Genomic DNA, 20280 nt, shown 5'->3' with positions numbered 1-20280 from the left:
GCTTCACGGGAGCATGTGCCCACCCGTGACGCCATAGGTTTCGCCGGTGATGAAGCTGGCCTCCTGGCTGGCCAGCAACACGTACACCGGCGCGCATTCCACCGGCTGGCCAGGGCGGCCCAGGGGCACGTTCTTCCCGAACTCCACCACCTTTTCCTGCGGCTGGCCGCCGCTCGGCTGTAGCGGCGTCCACACGGGGCCGGGAGCGACGGCGTTCACACGGATGCCCTTGTCGGCCACCTGCTTCGCCAGCGATTTGGTGAACGCCACGATGGCCGCCTTGGTCGGGGCATAGTCCAGCAGGATGTCCGAGGGCTCGTACGCCTGGATCGACGCCGTGTTCACGATGGCGGCGCCCGGAGGCATGTGTGCAAGGGCCGCCTTGCTCAGCCAGAACAGCGCGAACACGTTGGTGCGGAACGTCGCCTCGAACGATTCGCTGTCCAGTTCATCGATGGACTTGGCGAACTGCTGGCGTCCCGCGACGTTGGCGAGGATGTCCAGCCCGCCCAGTTCCTTCACCGTGCGGGCCACCAGTTCGTTGCAGAACGCTTCGTCCTTCAGATCGCCGGGAACGCCCACGATCTTTCGGCCTTCGCCCTTGAGCAGGGCGATGACCTCACCGGCATCCTTCTGCTCGGACGGAAGGTAATTGATCACCACGTCGGCGCCTTCGCGCGCAAAGGCGATCGCGGCCGCGCGGCCGATGCCCGAGTCGCCGCCGGTCACCAGTGCCTTGCGGCCTTTCAGACGGCCGTTGCCGCGATAGCTCGTTTCGCCGTGGTCGGGCTTCGGCACCATTTCCTTCGCCAGGCCGGGGGCCGGCTGCGGCTGCTTGGCGAATTCGGGCTGCGGATACTGCGTGCGCGGATCGCGCATGGCATAGGGATCTTTCTCGACGGCGTTGGCCATGGGGAGTTCTCGCATTTGGGGGATGAGGCCTTCCTGTTTACGAAGGGGCGCGTCCATGCGCCGTCCACGTCATGTCACGTCGGGGGAGCTATGCGATCATCTTCCGCGGCAGGCACGGGTATGCTCGGAGGTTCTTGCCGATGCCAGGGCCGCTCCCTTGACCGCATACCGCCTTGTTCTCGTCGCTGCGCTCTGCCTCGTTCCGGCACTCGCCGACGCGTCCGTGTTCGTCGATACCCCCCGTGTGGAACACGCGGATGCCCCGACCTACGTCGACGTCGCCCGGCCACGCTTCTCATGGATCGTGCACGGCGATACGAACGGCACGCGGCAGACCGGCTATCGCATCGCCGTGTCGCGACGCGGCACCATCGTGTGGGACAGCGGATGGGTCGACAGTGCGCGTTCGTTCGACATCGCGTACGGCGGCCCTGCCTTGCCGCCCGGCGAACGCTACGAATGGCGGGCAGACGTGCGAACCTCCGCAGGCGATGCCACCACGTCGTCCCGCTTCGACACCGCGCTCGACACCGGCGGATGGTCGGCGGCGCACTGGATAGGCAAGGGAGACGATTCACTCCCGGCCCCGATCGTGCGGAAGTCCTTCCGCGTGGACGACTCGGTGAAGCGAGCCATGCTCTACGTCGCGGCCGGCGGCTACGCCGATATGTCGATCGACGGAAAGCCGGTGAGCGACGCGGTGCTGTCCCCAGGTTTCACCGACTACGACAAGCGCGTCGAAGTGGTGGGCACCGAAGTGAAGCTCGAACCCGGCGAACATGTGCTGGCGGCGGAACTCGGGCGCGGCTTCTACGGGCTCACCAACCGCGACGTGTGGCATTGGGAGCGCGCGCCGTGGCATGGACGGCCGCGAGTGCGCGCGTTGTTGCGCATCGAATATGCGAACGGTGGCGTCCAGACGATCGGCACCGACACCCGCTGGCACGTGGCGGAGGGTCCGACGCGACGCGACGACCTCTACGGCGGCGAAACCTACGATGCGCGATTCGCGAACCCGCAGGTGTGGAAAGCGGCCAGCGAACTTCCCGCGCCTCGCGGCAGGCTGGTGGCGCAGACCGAGCAACCGATCCGCGCCGTCACGTCGTTCGCCGCCACCGGAGTGACCGAACCGCGGCCGGGCGTCTATGTATTCGCCTTCCCGCGTGTCATTGCCGGGTGGGCAACGTTCGATGTGGACGGTCCGGCAGGCAGCACGATCGTGGCCCGCTACGGCGAAAAGCTGTTACCTGACGGCACGGTGGACGCACGCGACGAACATCACTACTTCAAGGACGGTTTTCAGACGGACAGGCTCACGTTGGCGGGGCGCCCGCTGCGCTGGCACCCCCGTTTCTCGTACAAGGGTTTCCGCTATGTGCAGGTGGAAGGCTGGCCGGGCGGGAAGCCATCGCCGGCGGCGGTGACGGCGCAGGCGGTGCATACCGACGTGGCCATCACGGGGCGCTTCGAGAGTTCCAACGAGCTCCTCGACTGGATCCATGCCGCCGCCGTGGACACCATGCTCAACAATCTGCATGGCATCCCGACCGATACGCCGATGTACGAAAAGAACGGTTGGACGGGCGACGGCATGCTCGGCGCGGACATGTTCCTTCGCAACTTCGATGCCGGGCGCCTGTTCGCCAAATGGTTGTGCGATATTTCCGATGCACGCAACGCCGAAGGCGCTCCGCTGCTGATCGCCCCGAATCCCGGCTGGGGCGATGTCCGCGCACCCACCTGGCATTCCGCCTATGTGTTCATTCCCTGGTCGTTGTGGATGGCGACGGGGGACATGCAGCCCATCGAGGAACACATCGACGGCATCGCCCGCTACGTGGCCATGGAAGATGCACGCTCGCCCGGCGGCATCGCCGATACGGAGCTCGGCGACTGGGTAAGCCCGGAGACCAACCCTGCCGGCGAAAACGCACCCGAGGACAAACGCGTGGCCGCCACTGCGTACCTCTATGGCATGGAGCGCCGCACGGCCGACATGTTGCGGCTCACGGGTAACGCCGCTCGCGCCGCGTGGTTCGACAAGCGCGCGGACGCCGTGCGCGAGGCATTCAACGTACGCTTCCTCGATCGCGAAGCGGGCCGTTATCGCGGGGAAGGCGACAAGGGTTACAGGCAGGCACATAACCTGCTGGCGCTCGCATTCGGCCTCGTGCCGGACGAGCTGAGGAGCAAGGTGGCCGCGGGTGTCGCGGCGGATGTGAAGGGGCGAGACAATCACCTGGACACGGGTGCGTTGGCAACGAAGATCATCCTCCCGGTGCTGACCGCCACGGGCCACGCGGCCGAGGCATGGGCCGTGGCGACGCAGACGACGTTCCCCAGTTGGGGGTTCTGGCGCGCCAACGGGGCCACCAGTCTCTGGGAACACTGGAAGCTGGCGTCGCGGTCGAGGGGGCATTATTTCCTCGGCACGGTCGACGACTGGCTGTACGGCGACGTGGCGGGTCTCCGCCCCCTGGAGCCTGGCTGGCACCGTTTCGAGGTCCGTCCGGCCTTTACGGCCTTCCTCGACCACGCCTCGGCCGCCGTCATGACGCCGTATGGCGAAGCGTCGGTGGCATGGCGCAGAACGGCCGGGAAGGTGAGGGCGGACGTCGTCGTGCCGGTAGGCGCCGAGGCCAAGGTCACCCTGCCGGGCCTGCCGGTCCGCGTTTTGGGGGCGGGGCGGCACACGCTCTTCACGCCGTGAAACGGGGGTTCGTAAAGTCTTGCTGATCGCTGCCGCTACAGTCACACGGGGGCAACACGAGGGTGACGGTAATGTCGGCGGTAACGAATTGGTTCGGCCGCACGCGGCTCAATACGCGTGTGTGGATGGTCATGACGGTAGTCGTGCTGGGCCTGGTGGCACAGACGGTCATGTCAGGCGTGGAAAGCCGCCGGATGCAGATGCAGCGGCTTCAGGAGTCGCTGGCCCAGCACGTGGCCGCGGCGGTAGCCATTGCCGACAGCTTTCGTGTGCGCGCCGAGAAGGGCGAAATGAGCATGGACAAGGCCCGGGCCGAGGCGTTGCAGGATATCGAAGCGATGCGCTGGGACAACGGTTCCGGCTATGTCTTCGCCTTCGATTCCGATCTGCGCATGCGCTTGCACCCGCTGCGCCACGGCGACATCGGCAAGGACATCCGCAACGATGTCGACGGCAAGGGCTTCCACCATTACGAAGCCATGCTCGAGGCCAACAGAAAAGACGGCCATGGCATGACGCGTTACACGCAGATCATGCCGAAGACGAACGAGTTGCGTGACAAGATCAGCTATTCCACCTGGTACAAGCCCTGGGACCTGCACTTCGTCTCCGGCGCGTACTTCCAGCAGATCGACGCCAGCTTCGAAGCGCAGTTGAAGTCGAATCTCCTGCAGTCGGGCCTCATCGCGCTGCTGGCGCTCTTCATCGTGTGGTTCTCGATGAGCAGCATCCGTGCCACGCTGGGCGGCGAGCCGCGCGATGCCATGGCGATCGCAAGCCGCATTGCCGGTGGCGACCTGCGTGCTGACACTTCGGCGGCGTATGCACCCGAAAGCGTGCTGGGTTCGCTCGAGCGCATGCGCGGCACGCTGGCATCCATCGTTACCGAGGTGCAGGAAGGGGCGCACGTCGTCTCCACCACGTCGGGCGAGATTGCACGCGGTAACGACGACCTGTCGCAGCGCACGCAGGAACAGGCTTCCAGTCTCGAGGAGACGGCGGCGTCGATGGAAGAAATGACCGCCACCGTCCGCCAGAACGCGGACAACGCCCTGGCGGCCGACCGCTTGTCGCGGCATGCGCGCGGGGAAGCGGAAAAGGGGGGCGCCGTGGTCGCGCAGGCCATGGACGCCATGCAGCAGATCGGCGATTCCAGCCGCCGCATCGGCGACATCGTGGGGCTCATCGACGACATCGCCTTCCAGACCAACCTGCTCGCGCTCAACGCGGCGGTGGAGGCGGCACGTGCAGGAGAGCAGGGCCGCGGATTCGCCGTGGTGGCCGCGGAGGTTCGCCGGCTGGCGCAGTCCAGCGCCGCGGCGTCGCGGGAAATCAAGGGGCTTATCCACGAAAGCGGCGAGCGCGTCGAAGCCGGCACCGCGCTGGTCCAGCAGTCGTCGCTTGCGCTGCGCGACATCGTCGACAGCGTCAAGAAGGTGACCGACATCGTCGCGGAAATCGCTGCGGCCAGTGCGGAACAATCGTCGGGTGTGGATCAGGTCAACCTCGCCATCGCGCAGATCGACCAGGTCACGCAGGAAAACGCGGCCCTCGTCGAGGAAGCCGCGGCCGCCGCGAAGTCGATGCAGGATCAGGCGGCGTCGCTGCACGACCAAGTGGCCTTCTTCACCGTGGACGACGACGGGAAAGCACGGCAGGCGCGCACGGCGTCCGAGCGCACCACGCACGACCTGAAGTTCGGTCAGCGTTCCGTCGACACTCGCAAGACCGCAGACGCCGATGCTTGGGCCGAATTTGCCTGAGAGGCCTTGATCGACCGCCGGCGACGCCTGTTCGCCGACGGTCGACGCGTCGCCCTCCACTCCGGTTTCACGATCGCGCGGTCACCCTGGGCGGATACGGGAGAGCCCGTCGTTCGCCTGGGAGGCCATCGTGAGGCGCGCAAGGAGATTCCATCCGGCGACGTTGTTCACCGCGTTCGTTTTCGCGCTCGTCGGTGCCGCCACACTGCTTGGCGGCATCAAGCTGGTGAACCTCGGCGGCTCGGCCTACTACCTCGTCGCCGGTGCCGTCACGCTGGTGGTCGCCGCGTTGCTCCTGTTCCGCATGCGCGCGGCCGTGCCGATCTATGGCCTGTTCCTGATCGCCACGGCGGCGTGGGCGGTCTGGGAAGTGCGGCTCGACTGGTGGCAGTTGCTGCCCCGTCTCGACATCTGGTTTGCACTCGGGCTGTGGCTGCTCCTGCCCTGGCCGAGGCGCGGACTCCGTCGCGACAGCCTGTACGACACATCGCGGCGAACGGGAGGCGGGTTCCTCGCTGTCTCGCTCCTCGTGGTGGCGGTCGTCGGCGTGGCTGGCGCCTTGCATCCCGAGCCCGATCTGGCCGGCGAATTGCCGATGACCGAGGTGTCCGGTGCGCAAGGCGACAGGTCGTGGCAACCGGATGCCGACTGGACCGATTACGGCGGTTCGGCGTACGGCCAGCGCTATTCGCCGCTCAAGCAGATCACCCCTGCCAACATCGGGCAACTGCAGGTGGCGTGGACGTTCCGTACCGGCGACATGCCGGGTCCGGACGATCCGACGGAAATCACCCTGGAAAACACCCCGCTCAAGATCGGCGACACCGTGTACCTGTGCACGCCGCACAGCAAGGTGATCGCGCTGGACGCGGCGACCGGGCAGAAGCGCTGGGAATTCGATCCCAGGATCCAGAGCCCGGTGGGATTCAAGCACTGGGAGCACATGACCTGCCGCGGCGTTTCGTATCACGACGACGCGAAGTACGCCGATGCGACGATTCCGGCGCCGGCCACGACGAGTGGCTTGCCTGCCACGGCGTCCACGGCACTCCCGCCGCCGCCGGCGGTCGTGTCCGCGATCTGCCCGCGGCGCATCTTCATTCCCACCGCCGACGCGCGCCTGATTGCCCTCGATGCCGATTCCGGCCGGCCCTGCGACGACTTCGGCAACCACGGTACCGTGGATCTCCGCGCGAACCTGGGGCCGTTCACTCCCGGCGGCTATTACTCGACCTCGCCGCCGGCGGTCACGAAGAACCTCGTCATCATCAGCGGTCACGTCACCGACAACGAATCCACGAACGAGCCCTCGGGTGTCGTCCGGGCCTTCGACGTGCACGACGGTCACCTCGTCTGGAACTGGGATGCCGGCAATCCCGAGGCCACCGAACCCATCGCGCCCGGCGCCACCTACACGCGCAACTCGCCGAACGTCTGGTCGATGTTCAGCGTCGACGAGGACCTCGGCATGGTGTATCTGCCGATGGGCAACCAGACACCCGACCAGTATGCCGCGGGCCGCACGCCTGCTTCCGAAAAATACGGCGCGGGCATCGTGGCGCTCGACATCGCCACCGGCAAGGTCAGGTGGAACTACCAGTTCACGCACCACGACCTCTGGGACATGGACATCGGCGGACAACCGACCTTGATGGACATGCAGACGGCCGACGGCATGAAGCCCGCGCTGCTCGCCTCCACCAAGCAAGGCAGCATCTACGTGCTCGATCGCCGGGACGGCACGCCGATCATTCCCATTCGCGAGGTTCCGCGTCCGCAGGGCGCGGTGCCCGGCGACCATACGTCGCCCACGCAGCCGCTGTCGGACCTGAATTTCGCGCCCCCCGACGTGCGCGAGAAAGACATGTGGGGCACCACGCCGCTCGACCAGCTCTGGTGCCGCGTCCGCTTCCGCTCCCTGCGCTACGACGGCATGTTCACGCCGCCCTCGGAGCAGGGCTCCCTGGTGTTCCCCGGCAATTTCGGTGTCTTCGACTGGGGCGGCATCTCCGTCGACCCGGCGCGCCAGCTCATGCTCCTCAACCCGAGCTACATGGCCTTCCAGTCCCGTCTCATTCCGAAGGAAAAGCTGGCGCAGATGGAACTCGGGCCGGCCAAGAGCGAGACCGAGGGCGTGAAGATGGCCAAGGGCATTCCCTACGCCATCGAGCTGAAGGCATTCCTCTCCCCGCTGGGCATTCCATGCCAGGCGCCGCCGTGGGGCTATGTGGCTGGCGTCGACCTGCGTACGGGCAAGACGATGTGGCGGCACAAGAACGGCACCATCGTCGACAGCGCCCCGCTGCCCATTCCGATGCCCCTCGGTGTGCCGAGCATGGGCGGCATGGTGACCACCGCCGGAGGCGTCACCTTCCTCTCCGGCACGCTCGACAACTACATCCGCGGCTACGACGTACGCACGGGGCGCAAGCTCTGGGAAGCCCGGCTGCCAGCAGGCGGCCAGGCCACGCCGATGACGTATGCCGACCGCTCCGGACACCAGTACGTACTGGTGTCCGCGGGCGGCCACGGCTCGCTCGGCACGAAGCTCGGCGATTGGGTGGTGGTGTATGCGTTGCCTAAATGACCGGCGCGCGCGCCGCGCGCGTCGGATCGGGTAGCAATGCCGCCAGCAATCCAATGGCAGGCAGGAACGAGCAGATCGAATACACGGCCTCGATGCCGATGTGGTCGGCCAGTTCGCCCAGCACCGCCGCGCCGAGGCCGCCCATGCCGAACGAGAAGCCGAAGAACAGGCCCGAGATCATGCCGACTTTGCCTGGCACCAGTTCCTGCGCGAACACCACGATCGCGGGAAACGCCGAGGCCAGGATCAGGCCGATGGCGATGGCGAGCGGTGCCGTCCAGAAGAGGTTGGCGTGCGGCAGCAGCAGCGTGAACGGCAGCGCGCCCATGATGGAAAACCAGATGACGCGCTTGCGTCCGATACGGTCGCCCAGCGGCCCGCCCAGGATCGTGCCGACCGCCACCGCGCCCAGGAAGGCGAACAGGTAGTACTGCGCGCTCTCCACCGACACGCCGAAGCGATGGATCAGGTAGAAGGTGAAATAACTCGTGAGGCTCGCGAGGTACACGTACTTGGAGAAGATGAGCGCGAGCAGCACGGCGATGCCGCGCCTCGCTTCGGCGCTGGCGGGCGCGGCGTGCTGCCGGGCACCGGCGCCGATCTTCATGCGTGGCAATCCGTGGTGGCGGTACCACTGGCTCACGTTCCACAACACCGCGCACGACAGCAGGGCAAGCAGTGCGAAGAACGCGAGGCTCGACTGGCCCCAGCGAACGACCACGAGCGCCGCGGCCAACGGGCCCAGCGCCTGGCCGGCATTGCCGCCTACCTGGAACAGCGATTGCGCGAGCCCATGCCGCCCGCCCGCGGCCATGCGTGCCACGCGCGAGGATTCCGGATGGAATACGGATGAGCCCATGCCGAGCAACGCCGCGCCCAGCAGCAGGATCGGATACGCGTGCGCCCTGGAGAGCACCAGCAGCCCAAGCAGGGAGAACAGCGTGCCGGCAGGGAGCGCCAGTGGCGTCGGACGCCGGTCCGCGTAAAGGCCGATCAGCGGCTGCAGGATCGATGCGGTGATCTGGTAGGTCAGGGTGATGAGCCCGATCTGGCCGAAGTCCAGTTGGAAGTCCGATTTCAGGCCGGGATAGATCGCCGGAAGGAGCGACTGCATCATGTCGTTGAGCAGGTGGCAGAAACTGATCGCGAAGATCACGCCGAAGACGGTCGTGTCTGTGCGACGGCCGTCCAGCGCCGCGTCGACGGGGGCTTGCATGGGGCATTCCTGGGGTGCGGGGACCGCCTATGAGAACACGCGCCCGCCGGCGGGGCCAGTGACCCTACGCGCCCGTGCAGCTGGCGCGGATGATGGATTCGACGACTTCGGCAGGCGGCAGGCCGACCTCGACGCGCAAGGCCTCGTCTTCCGAGGGTTCCTCCAACGTCGCGAGCTGGCTGTCGAGCAGGGTGGGATCGAAGAAATGACCCGCGCGCCGTGCGAGGCGTTCGGCCAGCAGTTCCCGCGCGCCGCGCAGGTAGACGAAGCGCACGTCGTCGTGACCCGCTCGCAAGATATCGCGATAGCTTCGCTTCAGTGAGGAACAGGCGATCACGAGCGATTCCCCGGCGGCGCGGTACCTGTCCATCTCGGCAACGATGGCTGCGAGCCAGGGCTGCCGGTCGGTGTCGTCGAGCGGTATGCCGCGCGCCATCTTTTCGCGATTAGCCTGCGGATGCAGGCTGTCTCCGTCGACGAAGGCTTGCCCGAGCCGCGTGGCCAGGCCCTCGCCGATCGTGCTCTTGCCGCTGCCGGACACGCCCATGACGATGGTGATCATGTCCGGATGATGCCATCCGGCGTGAAGCGTGAACAGTGAACCGTGAACCGTGAACCGTGAACCGTGCTTGTGTAAAGCGTACGGTGGCCTTACGGTCTGCTCCTTACTGTTCACGGTTCACTCTTTACGGTTCACGCGACCATGCTCATCGACCTGCGAAGCGACACCGTCACCCAACCCACCGATGCCATGCGCGAAGCGATGCTGCGCGCCCCGGTGGGCGACGACGTCTACGGCGAAGATCCTACCGTCAACGCCTTGCAGGAACGCCTGGCGGCCGACCTGGGCTTCGCTGCCGCACTGTTCGTCCCCACCGGCACGCAGAGCAACTTGCTGGCCCTCATGAGCCACTGCGAGCGCGGCGACGAATACATCGTCGGTGCGGATGCACACACGTATCGCTTCGAAGGCGGCGGCGCGGCAGTGCTCGGTTCGATTCAGCCCCAGCCGATCGCGCAGGAGACCGATGGAACGCTGCCTCTCGACAAGGTCGAAGCGTCCATCAAGCCCGACGATCCGCATTTCGCGCGCACGCGATTGCTCACCCTGGAAAACACCTGGCACGGCCGCCCCTTGCCGTTCGATTACCTCGCCGAGGCGCGCGCGCTCGCCACACGGCGCGGGCTGGGCTTTCATCTCGACGGCGCGCGCTTGTACAACGCCGCCATCGCCTATGATCGCCCGGCCCGCGACGTGGCGGCGTCCTTCGACAGCGTGTCGGTCTGCCTGTCGAAAGGGCTCGGCGCGCCGGTGGGTTCGGTGTTGCTGGGCAGCGCCGCGCTGATCGATCGCGCACGGCGCTGGCGCAAGGTCGCCGGCGGGGGCTGGCGGCAGGCGGGGATGCTGGCCGCGGCGGCGATGCACGCGCTCGACCACCACGTGGCGCGACTGGCCGACGATCACGAGCGGGCCGCCCGTCTCGCGGAAGGTCTGCGCCGCGTCGACGGACTCGTCGTCAAGGGCTGCCACACGAACATGGTTTTCGTGGATGTGCCGGCGGCGCGGCTGAAGGACCTCGCCGCGCACATGGCGGCGCACGGCGTGCGGCTCAGCATCGGTTACCTGCCGTCGATCCGTCTGGTGACGCACCTGGATATAGACGACGCCGCGATCGAGCGCACTATCGACGCATTCGCGTCGTTCGCCTATTGAAGAAATGTGGAAGCCGCTTCAGCGGCGAAAAGCCGACAAGGCGATGAAGCCTTGTCCCCGATCTCTACCGCTCAGGACGCGGCGCCATCAACTTCCGCTGCAGCGAATAGAGGATGGCCGCATCCGTCGCGTCGAGTTGGGCGTCGCTTTCCATCGCGCGGTAATGCCGATGGAAAGCGGCGATGGCCGCACGCGGCTCGGAGACGTCGTAGCCGACCAGGCGCATGGCGGCCAGGCTGTCGAAGGCGGGCGGCGCGGGGATCAGTACCGGATCGGGCCAGAGGCCGAAGCCGTAGCTGGCGAGCGTGGCCCAGGGAAACAGCGCGCTTGGATCGGTCTTGCGCCCCGGCGCGATGTCGCCGTGGCCGACCACGGCCTCGCGCGGGATGCCCAGGCGCGAGGTGAGGTCGGCCAGGAGTTTCACCAGCGACTGGATCTGCGGCTGGGTGAAGGGCGATTTGCCGTCGTTGTCGATCTCGATGCCAATCGACGAGGAATTGAGGTCGGTCATGCCGGCCCAGCGGGATGCGCCGGCATGCCACGCGCGGTCGCCGTCGTCCACCAGCTGGTCGATGCGGCCGTCGGCCTCGACGAGGTAATGCGCGCTGACCTGGCCCTCGCTGCTGCTCGTGCGGAGCACGCGCAACGATTCCTTCGCGTTACCGATCGACGTGTGGTGCAGCACGATGATCTGCGCCTTGCGGGCGTTGTAGTTGGGCGAAGGCACCCACTGGGCGAGGGCGCTGCGCTCCGGTCGAACGCGCGGTGAGCCGGCGCAGCCCGCGAGGACGGCGATCGCCGCCAGGGCGAAAGCAAACCCGAGGTGGCGCCGATGCGCGAGCGGCAGTGTCATTCGACGCGGAAATCGCTGCTGGTGATGACCCATGCGATCTCTTCGCCGGCGTCGCCGGTGTCTTCGCGAGAGGCCACCACGATCTGGAGGTCGATGCAGTCATGGCCCTCGGTGAGCCATTCGGTTTTCTCCAGTGCCATGCCGCTTGCCTTCAGGGCGTTCCTGAGCGCGGGCATGTCGGTGTCCAGGAGCTCGATGCCCTCGTGTGTAAGCTTGCCGCCCAGCACCTCGATGTCGCAGAGCTTGTCGTCGAGGAAGCGCAGGCGCAGCCACTCGGCGCCGTCGCCGTCGGAGTATTCGTCTTCGTCGTCCCACATGGATTCGCCGGCGTTCGGCGCCTTGTGGTCGAGGTCCTGCCGCAGTCGTGCTCGCGGCATGCCGAAGAAGATCTCTGTCTTGCCGCAACGAATGCCCCGACCGGGGACCAGCTCGCATTGTTCCATGGCGTACCTCGTCAGATGGCGCGGAAGACCCGCTCATGAAGCATGAAGGTAGAAGGATGCGACGGACCAGCCGGTTCCGTCCACCTCGGTTCAGGGTTTATGGTCACGGCCGAGGTAGGCCTCGCTCTGCATTTCGATGAGCCGGGATTCGGTGCGGCCGAATTCCGCGCGCAACTTCGTGCCGTCGTACAGCTCGGTGATCGGCGCGGCGGCGGACACCACCAGCTTCACGCTCCTGTCGTAGAACTCGTCCACCAGGAGGACGAAGCGCCTGGCCTCGTTCTCCGTGTAGACGGTGAACTGCGGCACGTTGGAAACGATCGCCATTGGGTATGCCTTCGCCAGTTCGATGTAATCGGCGACGGCGCGCGGGCCCTCGCACAACGCCGCGAAATCGAACCACACGATGTTGTCCGCGCGCTTGCGCACGGGCACGTCGCGCCCTTGCAGGTGCATCGTGCCGCCTTCCACGATCGTGCCCTGGGCCTGGTCGGCGAAGATTCGTGCCAGCGAGCGCTCCGATTCCGCACCCGGCGGTACGAGGTACACGGGCGCCTGGCTCAGCGCGCGCAGTCGCCAGTCCCTCGGCGAGACCATCTCGTGCACCACGCAGTGCCTTTCGATGGCGGCGATGGCCGGCAGGAAACGGGCTCGCTGGAGGCCGTCCTTGTACAGGCCGGGCGGCGCCGTGTTGGACGTCGTGACGAGGCTGACGCCCCGTGCGAAGAGGCCGTCCAGAAGACCGGCGAGGATCATGGCGTCGCCGATGTCGTATACGAGGAACTCGTCGAGGCACAGCACGCGGCATTTCGCGGCGAGCCGTTCGGCGACCTCGTCGAGGGGATTCTGCCGGTCGCCCAGTTCCCGCAGCGTGGCGTGCACCTCCAGCATGAAGCGATGGAAGTGGCGGCGCAGGGCGAGCCCGGGCGAGAGGCTGGATACGAAGAGATCCATGAGGAACGTCTTGCCCCGGCCCACGCTGCCCCACAGGTACAGCCCGGGCACGGCCTTGCGCGGTTCGTTCCCGAGGATGGTGCGCAGGCGGCCGAACAGGCCGCCGTTACCCGGCTGCGGCGCGCACAGGGCCGCATGCAGGCGGTCGAATTCCGCGATCACCGGAAGCTGGGCGGGATCGGATTCCCAGCGATGCCCGGCGATGCCGTCCCGGTAGCGTTCGCCGGGGGTCGCTTCCGTGCAGGTCATGCGTTACGGGGCCCCGGCAGCCAGTCCTTCACCGCGTTCTTGATGACGCCGCGCAGGTCCATCAGGCGGCGGTGAAAGAAGTGGCTGGTTTCTTCCATCTTCACGAATTGCGGGCGATTCGCTTCCGGCAGGCTGTCCACCCAGTCGTAGACGGCCTGCGGTTCGACGATTTCGTCCGCGTCGCCCATGACCACGAGCCAGGGGCACGCCGGCAGGTCGATCCGGGAGAAATCCCAGCTGCGTCCGGCCGCGGGCGGCGCGATGCTGATGAGGGCATCGGCGCCGAGGCGTACCGCGTTGAGCAGGGTCACGTAGCTGCCGAACGAGAACCCGGCGAGCCAGAGAGCCGCGCCAGGCCGCGTCTTCCGAACCCAGTCGACGACGGCCGCGAGGTCGTCGCTCTCGCCCTTGCCGTGATCGAAACTGCCTTCCGAACGGCCCACGCTGCGGAAATTGAAGATGACGGTATCGACCCCGGACTCGCGCAGCGAGCGCTCGATCATCGTCACCACCTTGTTGTGCATGCTGCCGCCTTCGGTGGAAAGTGGATGGCAGATCACGGCGACGGCATCGCGGGCGACATCGGGCGAAGCCGGCTTCGCTTCGCATTCCAGCTTGCCCGCCGGGCCGGCGAGCGCGAAGCTGGTGTTCTCGGCCGGAAACCGTTCCGGCGCTGCAGGTAGTAGATCGCTCATGCCCGCCATGATACCCGCTGACCGCGTGCCTCGCGGCGGAGACACGCCGTGAACGTGCTGGCCCATGCTTTCCTGGCCGGTGGCGATGCCGAACTCAGACTGGGCGGTGTGCTGGGCGATTTCGTCCACGGCACGCCCGATCCGGCCTTGCCACCGCGCGTTCGCGAGGGCATCCACCTGCATCGGGCCATCGACAGCTTCACCGACGCTCACCCCGAGGTGCGCGCGGCGCGCGAGCGCATGCAGCCTCCGTTCCGCCGCTACGCCGGCATTCTGCTCGACGTCTGGTTCGACCACCTGCTGGCCCGCGATTTCGCGGCGTGGAGCGACGTGCCGCTCGATGCGTTCTCGCGAAGCCTGCGCGGGGAGCTACACGCCGCCGAGGCCATCCTCCCGGACGGCCTGAAGCGCTTCCTCTCTTATATGGACCGAAACGACCTGCCGGCGGGCTATGCCAACGTCGAGCGCGTGGCCGGCGCCTTCGCGGGGCTATCTCAGCGACTCTCGCGGGCCAATCCCGTGGCCGATGGGGTGCCCGTCCTGCAGGCGCAGGCGGCCGAACTCGAAAGAACTTTCGCGAACTTCTTCCCCGACCTCCGCCGCTTCTCGGAAGCCCGCATCGCGGCCATGTGAGGCGTTACGAAAAAAGCCGCGAATCGATCGCGGCTTTTCGGAGAAACGGACGGGGCGCGCGGTTACTTGGTCTGGTCGACCATCCACTTCACCGTGTTGCCCACCTGCTCGTCGGTCAGCGCCGGGTTGCCGCCCTTTGCCGGCATGTGGTTGCCGTCGGGGCCGGTGTAGCCCTCGATGGCGTGCTTGGTGAGGGTGGCCAGGCCCTGGGCGATTCGGCTGCCCCAGGCGCCCTTGTCGCCGAGCTTCGGCGCGCCCGCCACGCCGGCCGTGTGGCAGCTGTGGCAGAGGTTGTCGTAGATGGTCTTGCCGTCGGTGCTGCCGCCGTAGGCCACCTGCGACGCGGCTGCCTTGGCGGCGGCTTCCTGGGCGGCCAGCATGGCGGCGCGGCCCGTGTCACCGGCATAAACGCCGCCCACGGGAGCGATCCGGGCCTCGGTGCGCTTGGCCACCGCCGGGTCCTGCTCCTTGGGGATGTTGCTGTAGATGGCATACGCGATGACCATCAGGACGAGGGCCAGGACACTGAGGCCGGCGGTCAGCCATGAGAACTGACGCATGAAGTTCTGGTCGGACTTGCTCGGAGAACCGCTCACGCATTGACTCCACTGATTTTGGGTGTGCCGTCCCCCTCCCCGGGATCCGGCGTGCCTGCCGGCCGCAATGGCGGCGTCGAACTCAGGGAGTATAACGGAACCTCCGCGGGAGTCAGCGTCCCCCTTCAGATGCCCGCGGGGCGGGGTCGATACATGCCGTCAGTCATGGCACACCCCTGTCAACCGGCATTGTTCAATGCCGTTCCCGTACACCTATATTGGCGCCGTCTATCATTCACGTTTTGGGGGTATAAACCCCCGTGGCACACGGCGTATCGGGCGGAACCGTGAGTCGTCCGGCTATTCATCCTGGGAGTGTTGCATGTCGCGTTTTTGGAAGATCGCGCTGGCGGTCATCGTGGTTCTGGTGATAGCGGGCATTTTCATCGTTCCCCGCCTGGGTCACCACGGCACCGATGCCAATGCACAGGGCAAGGCCAACGGCGAGGGGCAGGGCGACCAGCCGCCGGTGCCGGTCACCGTGGTCCCGGTCGTCTCGCAGGACGTGCCGGTGTACCTCGTCGCCACCGGTACCGCGCAGGCCCGCAATTCCGTGGTCGTGCGACCGCAGGTGGGCGGCCAGCTCATGAAGCTGAACTTCCAGGAAGGCCAGGAAGTGAAGGCCGGCACGGTGCTGGCGGAAATCGATCCCCGCACCATCCAGTCGCAGTACGACCAGGCCACGGCGAAACTGCGCCAGGACCAGGCCGCCGCCGCCACCGCGAAGAACAACCTCGAGCGTTCGCAGAACCTCGTGAGCAAGGGTGGCCAGCAGTACGTGTCCAAGCAGGATCTCGACAACCTGAAGAACACGCTCGACCAGGCCAACGCCACCGTGGTGGCCGACCAGGCTTCGATTCGCGCCTCGCAGGTGCAGTTGGGCTTCACCAAGGTCGTCGCACCGATCGACGGCCTTGCCGGCATTCGCGCCGTGGACGTGGGCAACATCGTCTCAACCACCGATTCGATCGTCACCCTCACCGAGGTTCACCCGATCTACGTGTCGTTCAACCTGCCCGAGAAGAATCTCGACCTGGTCCGCAGCGCCATGCGTGACGACCCGGCCACGCCCCTGGAAGTGGATGCACTCGATCGCGTCGATGCGCACGTGGTGGCCACGGGCCGCCTCGACGTCATCGACAACACCATCGACACGACCACCGGCACCTTCCGCCTGCGCGCGATCTTCGACAACCAGAACACCGAACTCTGGCCGGGCCAGTTCGTGAACGCACGCGTGCGCGTACGCACGGTCAAGGGTGGCCTTGTGGTGCCCGCGCAGGCGGTGCAGCGCGGCCCCGACGGCGACTACGTGTATCTCGTGCAGGGCGACAACACGGTCAAGATGCAGCCGGTGGAAACCGCCAGCGAAGTCGGCGACAGCCACGTGCTGCTGAGCAAGGGCGTGAAGCTCGGCGAGAAGGTGGTCACGGAAGGCCAGTTCCGGCTCAAGCCGGGCTCGAAGGTGCAGCCGCTGGCGCCGGGCCAGGTACCGGCCGCGCCGACCGCCGAGGAACTGCAGAAGGCGTCGGCGAAGAAGGGCCGCCAGGGCGGACGTCGCGGCGGCTGATAGCGAGCGGCGCGCCCACGACGGGCGCGCCACCATGGACCGCATCGGTCCCGATACCAGGAACACACCGTGGGTTTCTCGACACTCTTCATCCGCCGCCCCATCGCCACGTCACTTCTCATGGTGGCGGTGCTGCTGCTCGGCATCCTCGGCTATCGCCAGTTGCCGGTGTCGGCGCTGCCGGAGATCGACGCGCCGAGCCTGGTGGTCACCACGCAGTACCCCGGTGCCAGCGCCACGACCATGGCCGCACTGGTCACGACGCCGCTGGAGCGGAATTTCGGCCAGATTTCCGGCCTCAACATGATGAGCTCCGACTCTTCGGCCGGCCTGTCGACGATCATCCTGCAGTTCAACATGGACCGCGACATCGACATCGCGGCGCAGGACGTGCAGGCCGCGATCAACCAGGCGCGCGGCACGCTGCCCAACAACCTGCCTTATCCGCCGGTGTACAACCGCGTGAATCCGGCCGATGCGCCGATCATGACGCTGATGCTCACCTCGGACACGCGCCCGCTGCGCGACGTGAACAACTTCGCCGACTCCATCCTGGCGCAGAAGCTCTCCCAGGTGCAGGGCGTGGGCCTCGTCTCCATCGCCGGCAACGTGCGTCCGGCCGTGCGCATCCAGGTGAACCCGGCGCAGCTGGCCAACCTCGGCCTCACCATGGAAGACGTGCGCAGCGCGCTCACCCAGGCCAACGTCAATGCGCCCAAGGGCACGCTGAACGGCAAGACGCAGTCGTACAGCATTGGCACGAACGACCAGCTGGCCGACGCCGCCGAATACAAGGGCACGATCATCAGCTACAAGAACGGCGCGCCGGTGCGCCTGTCGGATGTGGCGAACGTGGTCGACGGCGTGGAGAACGACCAGCTGGCCGCGTGGGCCAACGGCAAGCCCGCCGTGCTGCTCGACATCCGCCGTCAGCCGGGCGCGAACATCGTGCAGACGGTGCAGCAGATCCGCCAGACCATCCCGGATCTGCAGAAAGTGCTGCCGGCCGACGTGCACCTGAAGGTGTTCTCCGATCGCACCATCACCATCCGCGCTTCGGTGGAGGACGTGCAGTTCACGCTCATCCTCACCATCTGTCTTGTGGTGGCGGTGATCTTCGTCTTCCTGCGCCGCTTGTGGGCCACGGTGATCCCGTCGGTGGCGGTGCCGCTGTCGCTGATGGGCACCTTTGGCGTCATGGCCTTCGCCGGCATGTCGCTGGACAACCTTTCGCTCATGGCGCTCGCGGTGGCCACCGGCTTCGTGGTCGACGACGCCATCGTGATGATCGAGAACATCGTCCGCTACATCGAGCAGGGCCAGGACGCAAAGACGGCCGCCGAGGTCGGCGCGAAGGAAATCGGCTTCACGGTGCTGTCGCTGACCGTGTCGCTGATCGCCGTGTTCCTGCCGCTGCTGCTGATGCCGGGCGTCACCGGGCGCCTGTTCCATGAATTCGCCTGGGTGCTGACGATCGCCGTCGCGATCTCCATGCTCGTGTCGCTGACGCTCACGCCGATGATGTGCGCTTACCTGCTGAAGGCCGACCAGCTTCCCGACGCCGAGGATGCGCACGAGCATGCCGCCGCCGCGGGCAAGCACACCACGTGGTCGCGCATCGTGGAAGGGTACGGCCGCAGCCTCGACTGGGTGCTCGACCACCGTCCCCTCACCATGATCGTCGCAGGCCTCACCGTGGCCCTGACCGTCGTGCTCTACATCGTGATTCCAAAGGGTCTGCTGCCCGAGCAGGACACCGGTCTGATCACCGCCGTGGTGCAGGCCGACCAGAACGTGGCGTTCCCGCAGATGGAGCAGCGTACGAAGGCGGTGGCCGATGCGCTGGCAAAGGACCCGGCGGTGTCCGGTGTCGCAGCCTTCATCGGCGCCGGCTCCATCAATCCCACCTTGAACCAGGGCCAGATCTCGCTGGTGCTCAAGGACCGTGGCGATCGCGACGGCCTAGACGAGGTGCTGCCGCGCCTGCAGCGCGCGGTGGCGAACGTGGCCGGTGTGGCGCTGTACCTGAAGCCCGTGCAGGACGTGACGCTGGATAGCCAGGTATCGGCTACCGAGTATCAGTACTCCATGTCCGACGTGAATTCGGCGGAGCTCTCCGGCTACGCGCAGCAGATGACCTCGGCACTGCGCAAACGGCCCGAGCTGGCCGACGTGGACAACAACCTGGCCGACAAGGGCAATGCGTTGAAGCTCACCATCGACCGCGACAGCGCCAGCCGCCTCGGCGTGCCGGTGCAGACGATCGACGACACGCTCTACGACGCTTACGGCCAACGCCAGATCTCTACCATCTTCACCCAGCTGAACCAGTACCGCGTGGTGCTGGAGGTGTCGCCGGAGTACCGCAACAGTACCGACCTGCTGAACAAGCTCACCGTGCGCGGCAACGGTAACGGTGCGCTCACGGGCTCCAACGCCACCAGCTTCGGCCAGCTTGCGTCGAGCAATTCGGCGACGCCGGCGGGTATCGGCAATACAGGCAATGTGGGCTTCCAGGTCGGTGCCGGCGGCACGATTCCCCTGGCCGCGCTGGCCAGTGCGCAGGTCACCAGCGCGCCGCTGGTGGTCAGCCACCTGCAGCAGCTGCCCTCGGTGACGATCTCGTTCAATCTCGCCCCCGGCTACTCGCTGTCGAGCGCGGTGGACGCCATCCACGAAGTGGAGAAGGACTTGAACTTCCCGCCGCAGGTGCGCGGCCAGTTCATCGGCAAGGCCGCCGAGTTCTCCTCGTCGGTGGGCGACGAAGTGCTGCTGCTCCTTGCCTCCATCATCGTCATCTACATCGTGCTGGGCGTGCTCTACGAGAGCTACATCCATCCGCTGACGATCATCTCCACGCTTCCCCCCGCCGGCGTGGGTGCGCTGCTGGCGCTGCTCCTCTGCGGCATGAGCCTGTCCGTGGACGGCATCGTCGGCATCGTGCTGCTGATCGGTATCGTGAAGAAGAACGCGATCATGATGATCGACTTCGCCATCGAGGCGAAGCGCACGGGCATGAATGCAGCCGAGGCCATCCGCCGCGCCTGTCTGCTGCGTTTCCGGCCCATCATGATGACCACGGCGGCGGCCCTGCTCGGCGCCCTGCCTCTGGCGCTGGGCAACGGCATCGGTTCGGAGTTGCGCAAACCGCTGGGTGTGTCGATCGTGGGCGGTCTGCTGCTGTCGCAGCTGGTCACCCTGTACACCACGCCGGTGATCTACCTGTACATGGAGCGGTTCTCCGACTGGCTGGCCGAACGCAAGCGACGACGCGCCCTGGCGCACGACGCCCACCCCCAAACCGCGGGCTGATGGCACCCACGCGGCGGGCAAAGCAACCACCCATTCGCCGGACGGCTCGCCGCCCGGCGAAACCTTTTTTCGG

The 20280-nt window shown here is 66.7% G+C and carries 15 protein-coding genes; 7 read left to right on the top strand and 8 right to left on the bottom strand.

The window, feature by feature from the left end; genetic code table 11:
• Nucleotides 1–3: 3 nt before the first annotated feature.
• Complete coding sequence (locus tag HBF26_RS15060; RefSeq protein ID WP_167128232.1) at nt 4–912, bottom strand: SDR family oxidoreductase; 909 nt, start codon at nt 910–912, stop codon at nt 4–6.
• 157 nt (nt 913–1069) lie between these two features.
• Here HBF26_RS15060 and HBF26_RS15055 point away from each other — a divergent pair, with 157 nt between their 5' ends.
• The 3 genes from HBF26_RS15055 to HBF26_RS15045 all read left to right on the top strand — a co-directional run bounded on the left by HBF26_RS15055 (nt 1070) and on the right by HBF26_RS15045 (nt 7972).
• Nucleotides 1070–3622, top strand: a complete 2553-nt coding sequence (locus HBF26_RS15055) for an alpha-L-rhamnosidase (protein ID WP_167128229.1) — start codon at nt 1070–1072, stop codon at nt 3620–3622.
• A gap of 71 nt (nt 3623–3693) precedes the next feature.
• A complete protein-coding gene (locus HBF26_RS15050; protein WP_167128226.1) occupies nt 3694–5385 on the top strand; it encodes a methyl-accepting chemotaxis protein in 1692 nt (563 codons plus the stop codon).
• A gap of 130 nt (nt 5386–5515) precedes the next feature.
• A complete protein-coding gene (locus HBF26_RS15045; protein WP_167128223.1) occupies nt 5516–7972 on the top strand; it encodes a membrane-bound PQQ-dependent dehydrogenase, glucose/quinate/shikimate family in 2457 nt (818 codons plus the stop codon).
• Here HBF26_RS15045 and HBF26_RS15040 read toward each other — a convergent pair.
• On the bottom strand, nt 7965–9188 hold the full coding sequence (locus tag HBF26_RS15040; RefSeq protein WP_167128220.1) for an MFS transporter: 1224 nt from the start codon (nt 9186–9188) through the stop codon (nt 7965–7967). The genes HBF26_RS15045 and HBF26_RS15040 overlap by 8 nt on opposite strands.
• A gap of 64 nt (nt 9189–9252) precedes the next feature.
• Nucleotides 9253–9750 carry a gluconokinase gene (locus HBF26_RS15035; protein ID WP_167128217.1) on the bottom strand — a complete coding sequence of 166 codons (498 nt, stop codon included), beginning with the start codon at nt 9748–9750 and terminating at the stop codon, nt 9253–9255.
• Between the two features lie 141 nt (nt 9751–9891).
• Here HBF26_RS15035 and ltaE point away from each other — a divergent pair, with 141 nt between their 5' ends.
• Complete coding sequence (ltaE, locus tag HBF26_RS15030) at nt 9892–10902, top strand: low-specificity L-threonine aldolase (protein WP_167128214.1); 1011 nt, start codon at nt 9892–9894, stop codon at nt 10900–10902.
• A 64-nt stretch (nt 10903–10966) separates the two neighbouring features.
• Here the strand turns inward: ltaE and HBF26_RS15025 are convergent, their stop codons facing one another.
• The 4 genes from HBF26_RS15025 to HBF26_RS15010 form a co-directional block, all read right to left on the bottom strand.
• Complete coding sequence (locus HBF26_RS15025; protein ID WP_167128211.1) at nt 10967–11755, bottom strand: N-acetylmuramoyl-L-alanine amidase; 789 nt, start codon at nt 11753–11755, stop codon at nt 10967–10969.
• Nucleotides 11752–12198: a hypothetical protein gene (locus tag HBF26_RS15020; protein ID WP_167128209.1), complete on the bottom strand. Its 447-nt coding sequence runs from the start codon at nt 12196–12198 to the stop codon at nt 11752–11754. Before HBF26_RS15020 ends, HBF26_RS15025 begins: the two co-directional genes overlap by 4 nt.
• A gap of 90 nt (nt 12199–12288) precedes the next feature.
• Nucleotides 12289–13401, bottom strand: a complete 1113-nt coding sequence (gene zapE, locus HBF26_RS15015; RefSeq protein WP_167128206.1) for a cell division protein ZapE — start codon at nt 13399–13401, stop codon at nt 12289–12291.
• Entirely contained in the window at nt 13398–14096 is a 699-nt protein-coding gene (locus HBF26_RS15010) for an alpha/beta hydrolase (protein ID WP_167128203.1), read from the bottom strand. The genes zapE and HBF26_RS15010 overlap by 4 nt, the downstream gene beginning before the upstream one ends.
• A 48-nt stretch (nt 14097–14144) precedes the next feature.
• On the opposite strand from HBF26_RS15010, the gene HBF26_RS15005 reads away from it, so the two are divergent.
• Nucleotides 14145–14729, top strand: coding sequence for an ACP phosphodiesterase (locus tag HBF26_RS15005; RefSeq protein WP_167128200.1), 585 nt, complete (start codon nt 14145–14147; stop codon nt 14727–14729).
• A gap of 62 nt (nt 14730–14791) precedes the next feature.
• Here the strand turns inward: HBF26_RS15005 and HBF26_RS15000 are convergent, their stop codons facing one another.
• The gene (locus tag HBF26_RS15000; RefSeq protein ID WP_167128450.1) at nt 14792–15289 is read right to left on the bottom strand and encodes a c-type cytochrome; all 498 of its coding nucleotides are present in this window, start codon (nt 15287–15289) and stop codon (nt 14792–14794) included.
• 358 nt (nt 15290–15647) lie between these two features.
• Here HBF26_RS15000 and HBF26_RS14995 point away from each other — a divergent pair, with 358 nt between their 5' ends.
• Both HBF26_RS14995 and HBF26_RS14990 read left to right on the top strand, forming a co-directional pair.
• The gene (locus tag HBF26_RS14995; RefSeq protein ID WP_167128197.1) at nt 15648–16895 is read left to right on the top strand and encodes an efflux RND transporter periplasmic adaptor subunit; all 1248 of its coding nucleotides are present in this window, start codon (nt 15648–15650) and stop codon (nt 16893–16895) included.
• A gap of 69 nt (nt 16896–16964) precedes the next feature.
• Nucleotides 16965–20207 carry an efflux RND transporter permease subunit gene (locus HBF26_RS14990; RefSeq protein WP_167128194.1) on the top strand — a complete coding sequence of 1081 codons (3243 nt, stop codon included), beginning with the start codon at nt 16965–16967 and terminating at the stop codon, nt 20205–20207.
• Nucleotides 20208–20280 lie beyond the last annotated feature (73 nt).

The organism is Luteibacter jiangsuensis (genome assembly GCF_011742555.1).
GTDB classification, from domain to species: Bacteria; Pseudomonadota; Gammaproteobacteria; order Xanthomonadales; family Rhodanobacteraceae; genus Luteibacter; species Luteibacter jiangsuensis.
Note: the sequence above shows the minus strand (reverse complement) of the source record. Positions and strands in the feature narration are given on the sequence as shown.

Coding starts and splice junctions, on each gene's coding strand:
- HBF26_RS15060 (WP_167128232.1), bottom strand. CDS start 912: ATGGCCAACGCCGTCGAGAAAGATCCCTATGCCATGCGCGATCCGCGC.
- HBF26_RS15050 (WP_167128226.1), top strand. CDS start 3,694: ATGTCGGCGGTAACGAATTGGTTCGGCCGCACGCGGCTCAATACGCGT.
- HBF26_RS15040 (WP_167128220.1), bottom strand. CDS start 9,188: ATGCAAGCCCCCGTCGACGCGGCGCTGGACGGCCGTCGCACAGACACG.
- HBF26_RS15035 (WP_167128217.1), bottom strand. CDS start 9,750: ATGATCACCATCGTCATGGGCGTGTCCGGCAGCGGCAAGAGCACGATC.
- ltaE (WP_167128214.1), top strand. CDS start 9,892: ATGCTCATCGACCTGCGAAGCGACACCGTCACCCAACCCACCGATGCC.
- HBF26_RS15025 (WP_167128211.1), bottom strand. CDS start 11,755: ATGACACTGCCGCTCGCGCATCGGCGCCACCTCGGGTTTGCTTTCGCC.
- HBF26_RS15020 (WP_167128209.1), bottom strand. CDS start 12,198: ATGGAACAATGCGAGCTGGTCCCCGGTCGGGGCATTCGTTGCGGCAAG.
- zapE (WP_167128206.1), bottom strand. CDS start 13,401: ATGACCTGCACGGAAGCGACCCCCGGCGAACGCTACCGGGACGGCATC.
- HBF26_RS15010 (WP_167128203.1), bottom strand. CDS start 14,096: ATGAGCGATCTACTACCTGCAGCGCCGGAACGGTTTCCGGCCGAGAAC.
- HBF26_RS15000 (WP_167128450.1), bottom strand. CDS start 15,289: ATGCGTCAGTTCTCATGGCTGACCGCCGGCCTCAGTGTCCTGGCCCTC.
- HBF26_RS14995 (WP_167128197.1), top strand. CDS start 15,648: ATGTCGCGTTTTTGGAAGATCGCGCTGGCGGTCATCGTGGTTCTGGTG.